The 13,882-nt window shown below is 70.5% G+C and carries 9 protein-coding genes; 6 read left to right on the top strand and 3 right to left on the bottom strand.

Annotated features, from left to right (window positions below):
• The first annotated feature begins 63 nt into the window (after positions 1 to 63).
• Positions 64 to 2,658, top strand: coding sequence for an ATP-dependent chaperone ClpB (gene clpB, locus LY625_RS00670; RefSeq protein WP_233737080.1), 2,595 nt, complete (start codon positions 64 to 66; stop codon positions 2,656 to 2,658).
• 120 nt (positions 2,659 to 2,778) lie between these two features.
• On the opposite strand, the gene LY625_RS00665 is transcribed toward clpB, so the two are convergent.
• Both LY625_RS00665 and ybaL read right to left on the bottom strand, forming a co-directional pair.
• Positions 2,779 to 5,190, bottom strand: a complete 2,412-nt coding sequence (locus LY625_RS00665) for a TonB-dependent receptor (protein ID WP_233737079.1) — start codon at positions 5,188 to 5,190, stop codon at positions 2,779 to 2,781.
• 180 nt (positions 5,191 to 5,370) lie between these two features.
• Positions 5,371 to 7,050 (bottom strand): YbaL family putative K(+) efflux transporter, encoded by a 1,680-nt coding sequence (ybaL, locus tag LY625_RS00660; RefSeq protein ID WP_233737078.1) that lies wholly within the window; start codon positions 7,048 to 7,050, stop codon positions 5,371 to 5,373.
• Between the two features lie 85 nt (positions 7,051 to 7,135).
• Between ybaL and LY625_RS00655 the strand changes: the two genes are divergently transcribed.
• Entirely contained in the window at positions 7,136 to 9,016 is a 1,881-nt protein-coding gene (locus tag LY625_RS00655) for an ATP-binding cassette domain-containing protein (protein ID WP_233737077.1), read from the top strand.
• Positions 9,017 to 9,019: 3 nt separating this feature from the next.
• Here the strand turns inward: LY625_RS00655 and LY625_RS00650 are convergent, their stop codons facing one another.
• Positions 9,020 to 9,730, bottom strand: a complete 711-nt coding sequence (locus LY625_RS00650) for an SIMPL domain-containing protein (protein WP_233737076.1) — start codon at positions 9,728 to 9,730, stop codon at positions 9,020 to 9,022.
• A gap of 159 nt (positions 9,731 to 9,889) precedes the next feature.
• Between LY625_RS00650 and LY625_RS00645 the strand changes: the two genes are divergently transcribed.
• From LY625_RS00645 to LY625_RS00630, 4 genes are all read left to right on the top strand, one after another.
• On the top strand, positions 9,890 to 11,110 hold the full coding sequence (locus LY625_RS00645; RefSeq protein WP_233737075.1) for a cation:proton antiporter: 1,221 nt from the start codon (positions 9,890 to 9,892) through the stop codon (positions 11,108 to 11,110).
• A 52-nt stretch (positions 11,111 to 11,162) separates the two neighbouring features.
• Positions 11,163 to 11,468, top strand: coding sequence for a zinc ribbon domain-containing protein (locus LY625_RS00640; RefSeq protein WP_233737074.1), 306 nt, complete (start codon positions 11,163 to 11,165; stop codon positions 11,466 to 11,468).
• A gap of 83 nt (positions 11,469 to 11,551) precedes the next feature.
• Complete coding sequence (gene aspS, locus LY625_RS00635) at positions 11,552 to 13,327, top strand: aspartate--tRNA ligase (protein WP_233737073.1); 1,776 nt, start codon at positions 11,552 to 11,554, stop codon at positions 13,325 to 13,327.
• 6 nt (positions 13,328 to 13,333) lie between these two features.
• A complete protein-coding gene (locus tag LY625_RS00630) occupies positions 13,334 to 13,876 on the top strand; it encodes a GNAT family N-acetyltransferase (protein ID WP_233737072.1) in 543 nt (180 codons plus the stop codon).
• The last annotated feature ends 6 nt before the right edge of the window (positions 13,877 to 13,882 follow it).

The raw sequence follows: 13,882 nt of genomic DNA, 5'->3' as shown, positions 1-13,882 counted from the left end.
GCGGCGGGACCGCATCTGGGGAACATCGCGGCCCCGCGCCGCCCCTGATCCGAGGATCCCGCCATGCGGATGGACAAGCTCACCTCGCGCTTCCAGCAGGCCCTGGCCGACGCGCAGTCGCTGGCCGTGGGACGCGACCACACCCTGATCGAACCGGTGCACCTGATGCTGGCCCTGCTGGACCAGTCCGGCGGCAGCACCACCCCGCTGCTGTCGCAGGCCGGGGTCAACGTGCCGGTGCTGCGCGAGCGCCTGGTCGAGGCCCTGGAGCGGCTGCCGAAGGTCACCGGCCAGGCCGGCAACGTGAGCGTGGGCAACGACCTGGCCCGGTTGCTCAACGTCACCGACCGGCTCGCCCAGCAGCGCGGCGATGCCTTCATCGCCACCGAGCTGTTCGTGCTGGCGGCGCTGGAGGACAGCGGCGACCTCGCCCGTGCGCTGAAGGCCGGCGGCGCCGACAAGGCCCGGGTCGAGGCCGCCATCGACAGGCTGCGCGGCGGCGAGAGCGTGCAGTCCGAGTCCGCCGAGGACCAGCGCCAGGCGCTGGAGAAGTACACCATCGACCTCACCGCACGGGCCGAGAGCGGCAAGCTGGACCCGGTGATCGGCCGCGACGAGGAGATCCGCCGCACCATCCAGGTGCTGCAGCGCCGGACCAAGAACAACCCGGTGCTGATCGGCGAGCCGGGCGTGGGCAAGACCGCGATCGCCGAGGGCCTGGCCCAGCGGATCATCAAGGACGAGGTGCCCGAGGGCCTGCGCGGCAAGCGGGTGCTGAGCCTGGACATGGGCGCGCTGATCGCCGGGGCCAAGTACCGCGGCGAGTTCGAGGAGCGGCTGAAGGGCGTGCTCAACGATCTGGCAAAGAACGAGGGCCGGATCATCCTGTTCATCGACGAGCTGCACACCATGGTCGGTGCCGGCAAGGGCGAGGGCTCGATGGATGCCGGCAACATGCTCAAGCCGGCCCTGGCCCGCGGGGAGCTGCACTGCATCGGCGCCACCACGCTGGACGAGTACCGCCAGTACATCGAGAAGGACGCCGCGCTGGAGCGCCGGTTCCAGAAGGTGTTCGTCGGCGAGCCCAGCGTGGAGGACACCATCGCCATCCTGCGCGGGCTCAAGGAGCGCTACGCGGTCCACCACGGGGTGGAGATCACCGACCCGGCGATCGTCGCCGCCGCGACGCTGTCCAACCGCTACATCGCCGACCGCCAGCTGCCGGACAAGGCGATCGACCTGATGGACGAGGCCGCCAGCCGGATCCGCATGGAGATCGACTCCAAGCCCGAGGAGCTCGACCGCCTGGAGCGCCGGCTGATCCAGCTGAAGATCCAGCGCGAGATGCTGAAGAAGGAAACCGACGACGCGTCCAGGAAGCGCCTGGAGGACCTGGAATCCGAGATCGACGCACTGGAGCGCGAGTTCTCCGACCTCAATGAAGTCTGGAAGTCCGAGAAGGCCGCGCTGCAGGGGGCGACGAAGATCAAGGAGGACATCGAGCAGGCGAACCTGGAACTGGATGCCGCCCGGCGCCAGCAGGACTACACGAAGATGAGCGAGATCCAGTACGGCCGCCTGCCGGCGCTGGAGAAGCAGCTGGAGGCCGCCCAGCAGGCCGAGCGCCAGGAGTTCCGCCTGGTGCAGGACCGGGTGACCGAGGAGGAGATCGCCGAGGTGGTCGCGCGCTGGACCGGCATCCCGGTCAGCCGGATGCTGGAGGGCGAGCGCGAGAAGCTGCTGCGCATGGAATCGCTGCTGCACGAGCGCGTGGTCGGCCAGGATGAGGCGATCCAGGTCGTCTCCGACGCGGTCCGTCGTGCCCGCGCCGGGCTGTCCGACCCCAACCGCCCGACCGGCTCGTTCCTGTTCCTGGGCCCGACCGGCGTGGGCAAGACCGAGCTGTCGCGCGCGCTGGCCGAGTTCCTGTTCGACAGCCCCGACGCCATGATCCGCATCGACATGAGCGAGTTCATGGAGAAGCACTCCGTGGCCCGCCTGATCGGCGCGCCCCCCGGTTACGTCGGCTACGAGGAGGGCGGCTACCTGACCGAGGCGGTGCGCCGCCGGCCGTACTCGCTGATCCTGCTCGACGAGGTCGAGAAGGCCCACGCCGACGTGTTCAACATCCTGCTGCAGGTGCTCGACGACGGTCGCCTGACCGACGGCCAGGGCCGCACGGTGGACTTCCGCAACACCGTCATCGTGATGACCTCCAACCTGGGCAGCCAGCTGATCCAGGAACTGGCCGGCGACGATTCCCCCGAGGCCTACACCCAGATGAAGGCCTCGGTGATGGGCGTGGTCCAGGGCCACTTCCGCCCCGAGTTTATCAACCGCCTGGACGACATCGTCGTTTTCCACCCGCTGACCAAACCGCAGATCCGCCAGATCGCCCGCATCCAGCTCAAGGGCCTGGAAAAGCGCCTGGCCGAACGCGGCCTGTCACTGGAACTGTCCGACGAGGCGCTGGCCCTGCTGGCCAACGTCGGCTTCGACCCGGTCTACGGCGCCCGCCCGCTCAAGCGCGCGATCCAGCAGCAGGTGGAAAACCCCCTGGCGCAGAAGATCCTGGAGGGCGGCTTCGTCACCGGCGACGTGGTGCGGGTGGGTGCCGAGGGCGGGAAGCTGAGCTTCCAGAAGCGAGGAACGAGTTGAGAGGAACGAGTGAAGGCGGGAAACGAGTGAAGAGGAGTGAGGAGTGAGTAAAAGCGGCGGGGCACCTTGCTCTTGCCCTTACTCGTTTCTCACTCCTCATCTCTCACTTCTGCCTTTTGCTTACCACCGATAGGCAACGCGCCCATACACGTAGGCGCCGTTGAAGCCGGTCGGCGACTGGCTGCTGTACGGGAACTGGTTGTGGTTGGCGTTGGCCGGGATGGTGCGGTCCGGGTACTCGTCGAGCAGGTTGTCCGCGCCCAGGGTCAGCGTCCACCGTTCGCTGGGCCTGAAGCTGGCGGAAGCGTCGACGATCCACCTGGCGCCGTAGGTCTGGTCGAGCGCCGGGTCGCCGCTCTCGCTGACGCGGGTGTTGAACTCGCCATGGCGGGTGGCGCCGAGGCTGAAGCCCCAGCGGGCCAGGTCCCAGTTCGCGGCCAGCAGCACCTTGTCGCGCGGGAAGCCTTCCTCGATGCGTCCCTGCTCGTCGCGGCCCACGCGCCAGAAGGTGGCGCCGAGCTCGTTCAGCACATCGGGGTTGGGGGCGATGCGGGTGATCTCGGTCTTGTTGTAGTTGTAGCCGGCGGTGAGGGTCAGCTCGCCACTGCTCAGCGGCACGTCGTAGCTGCCGACCACGTCGATGCCGCGGGTGCGGGTATCGATGGCGTTGTTGAAGTAGCGCAGCGCGGTGACGCCGTTGATGCCCAGGTCGGTGAGCAGCTGCTGCGCGGCGGCGTTCTCGCCGACCAGCAGGTTGGACGACAGCACGATGCGGTCGTCGATTTCGATCTGGTAGGCATCGATGGTGACGTACAGCCGGTCCGCCGGCTGCAGCACCAGGCCCAGGCTGTAGGACAGCGAGGTTTCGGCCTGCAGCGGCTCGGCGCCCAGCGCGCGCGCAGCGGCGCTGGTGGCGGGGAAGGTGCCCGAATCGAAGAAGCGGTCCAGCGCGCCGTTGTAGTTGGAGGTCACCACCTGGTAGTGCTGCTGCGACAGTGACGGCGCGCGGAAGCCGCTGGCCACGGTGCCGCGCAGCGCCACCGCGTCGCTGAAGGCGTAGCGCGCCGAGAGCTTGCCCGAGGTTTCGTTGCCGAAGTCGCTGTAGTCCTCGTAGCGGCCGGCGACGCCGGCGGAGAAGCGGTCGGTGAAGTCGGCTTCCAGTCCGGCGTACACGGCGTAGCTGTCGCGGTCGAAGTGGCCGGAGTTCTCCGGCGTGAAGCCCTGGAAGCCCTGGGCGCCGCCGCCCTGGTAGGAGCCCGGCTCGCCCGGTGACTGGTTCCACTTCTCGCGCCGGTACTCGGCGCCGAAAGACAGTGTGGCCGGATACGCCAGGCCCCAGTCGAGGGTCTTGGTCACGTCGGCGTTGACGACGTTCTGGGTGTACTCGAGCGCGCCGTCATGAAAGGCCCTCGGGCTGGCGGTGCCGAGGCTGTAGTTGATCGTGTTCTCGGTCCGGAAGTCGATGTGGTTGTAGCCGTAGTTGTAGCTCAGGTCCCAGTTCCAGCCGGCGTCGTTGCCGCCCTTGAGGCCGGCCACCAGCGAGCGGTCCTGCGACAGCATCGCGATCTCGGGCACGAAGCCGTCGGGGTAGACCTGGGCCAGCAGCGCGCCCTGGCCGCTGTGGTTGGGCGAGCGGTAGAAGGCGTAGGAGGTGATGTCGCGGTTGCTGGCGGCGGCGGTGGCGTAGGCGCTCAAGTTGTCGCTGAAGTCGAAGCCGGCGTTGGCCGAGACCGCGCGCGCGTCGACCTGCGGGTCGCCGTACATGTAGGCCACCTCGCCCAGGCCGGGATTGTTGCCCTGGTCCGGGAGGGCGGCGGCGGTGAACGGCTGGAACGGGCCGGCGCGGTTGGTGGGGTCCTGCTGGGCGAGCTGCGCGGCCAGGTGGACGAAACCGCGCTCGTCGGCGAAGCGCAGGCCGGTGTCGCCGGACATCTGGAACTGGGCACCATCGCCGGCCGAGTACTGGCCGACGTCCAGCGCCAGGCTGCCGCCGGTCTCGTTGCCCTTGAGCACCACGTTGATCACCCCGGCGATGGCATCGGAGCCGTACTGCGCCGAAGCGCCGTCGCGCAGCACTTCGACGCGCGAGATCGCCGACACCGGGATCGCGTTGAGGTCCACCGCCGAGGAGCCGCGGCCAATGCTGCCATTGACGTTGAGCAGCGCCGAGACGTGCCGGCGCTTGCCGTTGACCAGCACCAGTACCTGGTCGGGCGACAGTCCACGCAGCTGCGCCGGGCGGATCGCGCTGGTGCCGTCGGTGACCGCCGGGCGCGGGAAGTTCAGCGAGGGCAGGGTGCGCGCCAGTGCGGTCGCCAGCTCGGTGGTGCCGGTGGCCGCCAGTGCCTCCGGGGTGATGATGTCGATCGGCGAGGCCGACTCGGCGACCGTGCGGTCGGCCACCCGGGTGCCGGTGACGATCACCTGGTCAAGCGTGGTGGCCTCCCGGGCACCGGCAGGCGCGGTCTGGGCCAGAGCGGCCGGCGCGGCAAGCGCCGCGGCGATGGCGATCAGCAACGGATTCCACTTCATGTCCACTTCGCTCCCTGTCTGTCCCACCCCGGTTTACGGCAGGGACAGCCCGGCGTCAACGCATGCCCACGCAGGTTCGGGAATGCGCCCGTTGCCCAGTCGGCGCAACACGCCGCCGTGTCGGCCATCGCGCCCCACGTTGCCCTGCTGTTGCTTTTACTCGTTCCTCGTTCCTCGCTCCTACGCCACGGCAGGCGGCAAATGCCGTTCCCCCCGGTACGGCGGCGTCGCCAGCACCATCTCGGCCAGGCTGTGGGCGAGTTCGCGCTCGGCCATCACCGCCGCGTCGGCGCCGCGCTCGAGCAGGTGCTTCACCTCGCCATCCGAATGCGCGCGGGCCACGATCGTCAGCGAGGGGTTGGCCTCGCGCAGCCGGGCGATGATCTCGCCGGCCTCCAGCGGATTGGGGATCGCCAGCAGCGCGGTGTGCGCGCGCTCGGGCAGGGCCTCGGCCAGGACCGCCGGATGCACCGCGTTGCCGCGGATCGACGGGATGCCGCTGGCGCGGGCGCGGTCGACCAGTACGTCCTCGCCGTCGACCACCACCACCGGCACGCCGGCATCCACCAGCACCCGGCCCAGTTCGCTGCCGACCCGGCCGAAGCCGACCAGGATCACGTGGCCGCTCAGGCCTTCGGGCACCGGCGGCTCGGCGATGTAGTTGGCCGGATCCGGCTCCACCGCCTGTTGCCGCTGGCGGTCCAGCCAGGCGAACAGCAGCGGGTTGGTCATGATCGACAGCAGCGCGCCGGCCAGCACCAGGTCCTGCGCCTGCTTGTCGAGGATGCCCAGCGACAGCCCCAGGCCGGCGAGGATGAAGGAGAACTCGCCGATCTGCGCCAGGCTGGTGGAGATCAGCAGCGCGGTGGCGTGCGGCTTGCCGAACGCGCGGACGATGCCGTAGGCGGCGACCGACTTGCCGACCACGATGATCAGGAAGGTGGCCAGCACCTCGAGCGGGTGCTCGACCAGGATGTGCGGGTCGAACAGCATCCCCACCGAGACGAAGAACAGCACCGCGAAGGCATCGCGCAGCGGCAGGGTCTCGCTGGCGGCCTGGTGGCTGAACTCCGATTCGGCCAGCAGCATCCCGGCGAAGAACGCGCCCAGCGCGAAGGACACGCCGAACAGGCTCGCCGAGCCGAACGCCACGCCGAGCGCGATCGCCAGGATGCACAGGGTGAACAGCTCGCGCGAGCCGGTCGCGGCCACCCGCTGCAGCAGCCAGGGCACGAGCTTGCGCCCGACCAGCAGGATCACCGCCATGAATGCGCCGACCTTGGCGAAGGTCACCAGCAGCGAGCGGCCCAGGCCGCCGCCGCTGCCGTCGTCCCCCGCCACCCCCGCCAGCGCCGGCATCAGCACCAGCGCCAGCACGCAGGCGATGTCCTCGACGATCAGCCAGCCCACCGCGATCCGGCCGCGCTGGGACTCCACCAGCCGGCGGTCCTCCAGCGCCCGCAGCAGCACCACGGTGCTGGCGCACGACAGCGACAGGCCGAAGACCAGCCCGGCGCCGTTGGACCAGCCCAGCCCGCGCGCCATGCCCCAGCCCAGGGTGGTCGCCACCGCGATCTGCGCCAGGGCGCCGGGCAGGGCGATGTTGCGCACCGACATCAGGTCGCGCCAGGAGAAGTGCAGGCCGACCCCGAACATCAGCAGGATCACGCCGATCTCGGCCAGCTGCGGCGCCAGCTCCTGGTCGCCGACGAAACCGGGGGTGTAGGGGCCGGCGATGATGCCGGCCACCAGGTAGCCCACCAGCGGCGACAGGTGGGCCCGCCGGGCGAGTGCACCCAGCACGAAGGCCAGCACGAAGCCTCCGACCAGCATGGTGATGAGCGAGGTGTCGTGCGGCATCAGGGCTCCCGGGCGGCGTCCAGAATGTGCGCCAGGCCCGGTCGACGCAAGGAGAAGCGGGCCCGCCGCCCCGTACAATGCGCGGATGATTTCCCTGCGTGATTTCGCCCTCCGCCGTGGCGAGCGGCTGTTGCTTTCCGGTGTCGACGCCACCCTGCATTCCGGCTGGCGGGTGGGCGTGGTCGGCCGCAACGGCACCGGCAAGTCCTCCCTGTTCGCCGCCGTGCGCGGCGAGGTCGAGCCCGACCGCGGCGCGATCGAGGTGCCGGGCCGGCTGCGCATCGCCAGCGTGGCCCAGGAGACACCGGCGCTGGACGATCTGGCGCTGGACTTCGTGCTGTCCGGCGATGCGGTGGTGTTCGATGCGATCCGCGCGGAGCGCGAGGCCACCGCGCGCGAGGACTGGGAGGCGGTCGCCGCCGCCCACTCGCGGCTGGAGGAGGTGGGCGGCTACGACGCCACCGCGCGCGCGGCCCGCCTGCTGCATGGCCTGGGCTTCGCGCCGGAAACCCACGGCCAAGCGGTGAAGGCCTTCTCCGGCGGCTGGCGGGTGCGGCTGAACCTGGCCCGCGCGCTGATGGCGCCGTCCGACCTGTTGCTGCTGGACGAGCCGACCAACCACCTCGACCTGGACGCGGTGCTGTGGCTGGAGCAATGGCTGCTGCGCTACCCCGGGATGCTGTTGCTGATCAGCCATGACCGCGAGTTCCTGGACGGCGTGTGTACCCACACCCTGCACCTGGCCGACGGCAAGGCGCGGCTGTACACCGGCGACTACACCGCCTTCGAGCGCCAGCGCGCCGAGCACCTGCGCCAGCAACAGATCAGCCACGAGAAGGAACAGGCCGAGCGCGCCCACCTGCAGAGCTTCATCGACCGCTTCAAGGCCAAGGCCAGCAAGGCCAGGCAGGCGCAGTCACGGGTCAAGCGCCTGGCCAAGCTGGCCGGCACCGAGGCGGTACGGGTGGAGCGCGCCCTGCGCATCCAGTTCCCCGAGCCGGCAAAGCTCCCGCACAGCCTGCTCGGCCTGACCCACGCCGACTGCGGCTATCCCGCGACCGGTGGTGCCGTCCGCATCCTCGCGGACATCACCCTGCGGCTCGAGGCCGGCGACCGCATCGCCCTGCTCGGCCCCAACGGGGCGGGCAAGTCGACCCTGGTCAAGTCGCTGGTGGGCGAGCTGCCGCTGCTGGCCGGCGAGCGCGGCGCGCACCCGGACCTGCGGATGGGCTATTTCGCCCAGCACACCGTGGAGTCGCTGCGTGCCGGCGCCAGCCCGGTCGACCACCTGGCCGAGCTCGCCGGTGACGGGGTGCCGACCCAGCAGTTGCGCGACTTCCTGGGCCGCTGGAACTTCCCCGGCGACCGCGCCTTCGAGAACGTGGACGTGTTCTCCGGCGGCGAGCGCGCCCGGCTGGCGCTGGCCCTGGTCGCCTGGGGCCGCCCGAACGTGTTGCTGCTCGACGAGCCGACCAACCACCTCGACCTTGACATGCGCGAGGCGCTGGCCGAGGCGCTCGCCGATTTCGATGGTGCGATCGTCCTGGTCAGCCACGACCGCCACCTGATCGGCCTGGTCTGCGACAGCTTCTGGCGCGTGGCCGACGGCCAGGCCCAGCCCTTCGACGGCGACCTGGACGAGTACGCCGCCTGGCTGCGCAGCCGTGACCCGGGGGAAAAGGCGCCGCGCACCGCCGGTGGCGACGCGACGCCGGCCACGGCCAGTCCACCCCCTGCGGCGGCGCCCCGTCGGAAGGCGAACCCGCACAAGCTCGCCCGCGCCGAGGCCCGGGTGGCCGAGCTGGAGGAGCAGATCGGCCTGATCGAGGCCGAACTGGCGGAGCCGGAGCTGTATACCGACGGCGGCACGCGCGCGGCGGACCTGGCCAAGCGCCAGGCCGATGCGCGGGCGGCGCTGGAGGAGGCGGAGGAGGTATTGCTGGCGCTCTACGCCGAACAGGCGTGAGGGTCAATCGCGCAGGAAATACTCCACCGTCGTGACCACCCGCACCCGCTTCACGTGCGGGCTGCTCTGGTCGCGGTCGCTGATCGCCACCACGCCCTGGTTGGCGCTGCGGATGCCGCCCAGCCGCGAGCCGGAGTCCTTGGCGAACTGCTCGGCCGAGTCGCGCGCCGCCGCGGTCGCCTCGGCGATCAGGCCCGGCTTGATGTCGTTGAGCCGGGTGTAGTCGAACTCCGGCGCGCTGCCCTCGCCGATCATCACCCCGCCGCTGACCAGCTGGCCGCTGTTGCGCACCGCCTCCAGCGCCCTGGGCACGTCGTCGGTGCGCAGGCTGACGGTGGTGGAGTAGCGGTAACGCTCCGGTGGCCGGCTGTCGCCGTAGGCCCAGGCCCAGCGGTCCTCCAGCCGGGGCGGGGAAACCACGATCTCGTCCTCGCTGAAGCCCGCGTCCAGGAAGAACCGGCGGATCGCCGCGGTGTTGACGTCCAGCTCCCGCTGGACCGTCGCCAGGTCGTTGCCGCCCACCGTGTGGGGAAGCGGCCAGACCACCCGGTCGGCGTCCACGACCTGCTCGGCCGAGCCCTTGACGGTCACGTAGCGGTCGGCGGCGCGCAGGCGCTCCATGCCGCCGGCGGCGAACCAGCCGGCAGCGGCGAGACCCAGGGCGAGGACCACGGCGACGATGATGGAGGTGGCGGTGCGGCTGGGTGCGGCCATGGACGGCTCCTTGGGGAAGTCGGGGCCAGCCTAGCGCCCCGCCGGTCGTCGGCACCACCGGGGACGCCCCGCGGAGTTGCCGGCCAGACAGCTTGCGCCGGGTTGCCAGATGCGGCCGCTGCCGTGACCATGCGGGCGAACCCGCAACGGGGCCGGCCCATGAGCCAGGACCTGGTGTACCTGCTGCTGATCTTCGGGCTGCTGGTCATTCCGCGTGCGCTGCAGCGCTTCAGCGTGCCGGCGCCGATCACTTCGATGCTGCTGGGGCTTGGCGCGATGCTCGCGTTCGGCGAGCGCGCCCATGATCCGGTGGTCGTGCTGCTGTCGACGATCGGGATCTCCTCGCTGTTCCTGTTCGCCGGGCTGGAGGTCGATCCCGCCGCGCTCAGGCGCGGGTTGTGGAAGCTGCTGGGCTACCTGGCGGTACGCGCGGGCGGCCTGGTGCTGGTCGGCGGCCTGGCGATGCGCTGGCTGGAACTGGGCTGGCAGGCCGCGGCACTGCTGGCGCTGGCCGTGCTGACGCCGTCGACCGGCTTCATCCTCGACACCCTGGAGCGGCTGGGGCTGGAAGAGGAAGAGCGGTTCTGGGTCACCAGCAACGCGATCGTCGGCGAGCTGATGGCGCTGGCGGTGATGTTCGTGGTGTTGCAGGCGGCCGACCCGGTGCAGCTGGGCGTCTCCTCGCTGTGGATGGCAGGGATGGCGGTCGGGCTGCCGCTGCTGTTCATTGCCCTGGGCCGCTGGGTGGTGCCGCACGCGCCGGGCTCGGAGTTCTCCCTGCTGGTGATGGTCGGGCTGGTGGCGGCCTACATCACCTACCGGCTCGGGGTGTACTACTTGGTGGGCGCGTTCGTCGCCGGCTTCGTCGCCCGCATGCTGCGCATCCGCATGCCGCGCCTGGCCTCGGACACCAATATCCACGCGCTGCGGCTGTTCGCCAGCTTTTTCGTGCCGTTCTACTTCTTCCACGCCGGTACCGGGATCTCACGCGATGCGCTGAGCTGGGAGGCGGCGGCGCTGGGGTTGGGCATCACCGTCGCGGTATTGCCGTTGCGCATCGGCCTGGGCTGGCTGCAGCGCCGGCTGATGTTCGGCGAGGGCCGCGGAGCGAGCCTGAAGATCTCGGTGGCGCTGGCACCCACGCTGGTGTTCACCCTGGTGCTGGCCGACATCCTCTACAGCCGCTTCCACATCCCGGGCACGCTGTTCGGTGCGCTGATCCTGTACACCACGCTCAACACGCTGCTGCCGACCCTGGTGCTGCGCACGCCGTTCGACCTCGACCCGGCGGCGGGCGCGGGTGGACGGGTCCACCCGGAAGACCGGATGAACGGGACGCACCTCGCCACGCCGTCGCAGCCCCCCGGGCCGCGAACTTGATATGCAACGGGCGGCCCCCACATCGCCGGCAGTTTCCCGGTATTCGCCTGCCATGCCCATCTATGCCTTCCAGTGCGCCGCCTGCGGCCATGACTTCGACCGCCTGCAGAAGCTGTCCGATCCCGATCCGGCGCAATGCCCCGAATGCGGCGAGGACCGGGTCCGCCGCCGGCTGACCGCCCCGCAGTTCCGGCTCTCCGGTGGCGGCTGGTACGAGACCGATTTCAAGAAGGACGGCGAGAAGAAGCGCAACCTGGCCGGCGAGGGCGACAAGCCCAAGGCCGATGCCAAGCCGGACACCAAACCGGAGGCCAAGGCGGAGGCCAAACCGGCTGCCCCGCCCGCATCCACCCCGTAGGGCGCGATGGGTGGAACGCCGTATCGCACCCTACGCGCCGGGGGACGGGTAAAATCGGCCGTTTCCGTCTTGCCGGTGTCCCCATGCGTACCCATTTCTGTGGCCTTGTCGACGAGGCGCTGATCGGCCAGGTCGTCACCCTGTGCGGCTGGGTCGACGTCGCCCGCGACCTGGGCGGGCTGTGCTTCGTCGACCTGCGCGACCACGAGGGCATCGTCCAGGTGGTCGCCGAGCCGTCGCAGGCGCAGGGCAACGCGCAGGTGATCGCCACCGCCGCCGGGCTGGGCTACGAGGACTGCATCCGGGTCACCGGCACCGTGCGCCGCCGCGAGTCGGTCAACAACAGGATCCCGACCGGCCAGGTCGAGGTGGTCGCCACCTCCATCGAGGTGCTCAACAAGGCCGAGCCGCTGCCGTTCCACGCCCACGAGAACCCGGGCGAGGACATCCGCCTGAAGTACCGCTACCTGGACCTGCGCACCCCGCGGATGCAGCAGCGGATGCGGACCCGGACGAAGCTGGTGTCGGCGCTGCGTCGCTGGCTGGACGGGCGCGGTTTCCAGGACATCGAGACCCCGATCCTGACCCGCGCCACCCCCGAGGGCGCGCGCGACTTCCTGGTCCCGGCGCGCATGCACCCGGGCGAGTTCTACGCCCTGCCGCAAAGCCCGCAGCTGTTCAAGCAGATCCTGATGATGTCCGGCTTCGACCGGTACTACCAGATCGCCCGCTGCTTCCGCGACGAGGCCCTGCGCGCCGACCGCCAGTTGGAGTTCACCCAACTCGACATCGAGTTCGCCTGGGTCGAGGAGCGCGACGTGCAGGACACCGTCGAGCAGATGATGCGCGAGGTGTTCAACGAGGTGATCGGCGTCGAGCTGGGCGGGTTCCCGCGCATGAGCTGGGCCGAGGCGATGCGCCGCTTCGGCTCCGACAAGCCGGACCTGCGCAACCCGCTGGAGCTGGTCGATGTCGCCGACCGGGTCCGCGATTGCGGTTTCCAGGTCTTTTCCGGGCCGGCCGCCGACCCGGCGGGGCGCGTGTGCGCGCTGCGCATCCCCGGCGGGGCGAAGCTGTCGCGCAAGCAGATCGACGAGTACGCCGCCCACGCCGGCAAGTACGGCGCCAAGGGCCTGGCCTACGCGAAGATCGGCGAGGACGGCGCGGTGAACTCGCCGGTGGCCAAGTTCTTCGACGAGGCCGCCTTCCAGGCGCTGCTGGAGACGACCGGGGCCGGCAACGGTGACCTGGTGTTCTTCGGCGCCGGCGCGTACGGCACCGTGTCGGACTTCATGGGCGCGGTGCGGCTCAAGGCCGGCAAGGACTTCGGCCTGGTCGCCGACGGCTGGAAGCCGCTGTGGGTCACCGATTTCCCGATGTTCGAGTACGACGAGGAGGCCGGCCGCTACGTCGCGCTGCATCACCCCTTCACCGCGCCGGCGGTCGACAGCATCGAAGACCTGCGCGCCAACGCCGCCACCGCGGTCAGCCGCGGCTACGACATGGTGCTCAACGGCAACGAGATCGGCGGCGGCTCCATCCGCATCCACCGCCCGCAGATGCAGGCGGCGGTGTTCGAGCTGCTGGGCATCGGCGCCGGCGAGCAGCAGGCCAAGTTCGGATTCCTGCTCGATGCGCTGAAGTACGGCGCCCCGCCGCACGGCGGCATCGCCTTCGGCATCGACCGCATCGCCGCGCTGATGGCCGGTACCGAGTCGATCCGCGACGTCATCGCCTTCCCCAAGACCACCGGCGCGCAGTGCCTGATGACCGATGCGCCCTCGCCGCTGGACGACGCGCAGCTGGCCGAGGTGCACATCGCGGTGCGCACGCCGGCGAAGGAAGGCCAGGGCGGCTGAGGCCGGATGGAGATCCGCCGCGCCACCGTCGCCGATGCGCAAACGCTGGCGGTGCTGGCCGCACGGACCTTCACCGAGACCTTCGGCCACCTGTATCCGCGCGACGACCTGCAGGCCTTCGTGTCGACCAGCTACGCGGTCGGGCGCCAGCGCACGATCCTTGCGCATCCGGACTACGCCGTCTGGCTGCTGGAGCACGGGGGCGAGGCGGTCGGGCATGCCGCCGCCGGCCCGTGCGGGCTGCCGCATCCGGACGCGCGGCCCGATGACGGCGAGCTCAAGCGCCTGTACCTGCTCGCCGCCCACCAGAACGGCGGCTGGGGCGGGCGCCTGTTCCGGCAGGCGCTGGACTGGCTGGAGCGCGACGGCCCGCGCACGCTGTGGATCGGGGTGTGGTCGCAGAACCTGGCGGCGCAGCGGTTCTATGCCCGCCACGGCTTCGTCCATGTCGGCGACTACGCGTTCCCGGTGGGGCGGGTGCGCGACCACGAGTTCATCCTGCGGCGCGGCCCGTCGCCGCTGCGACCGGGCTTCACCACGCCTGCGTAGCAGTCT

Source organism: Lysobacter sp. GX 14042, from assembly GCF_021390425.1.
Lineage (GTDB): Bacteria > Pseudomonadota > Gammaproteobacteria > Xanthomonadales > Xanthomonadaceae > Novilysobacter.
Note: the sequence above shows the minus strand (reverse complement) of the source record. Positions and strands in the feature narration are given on the sequence as shown.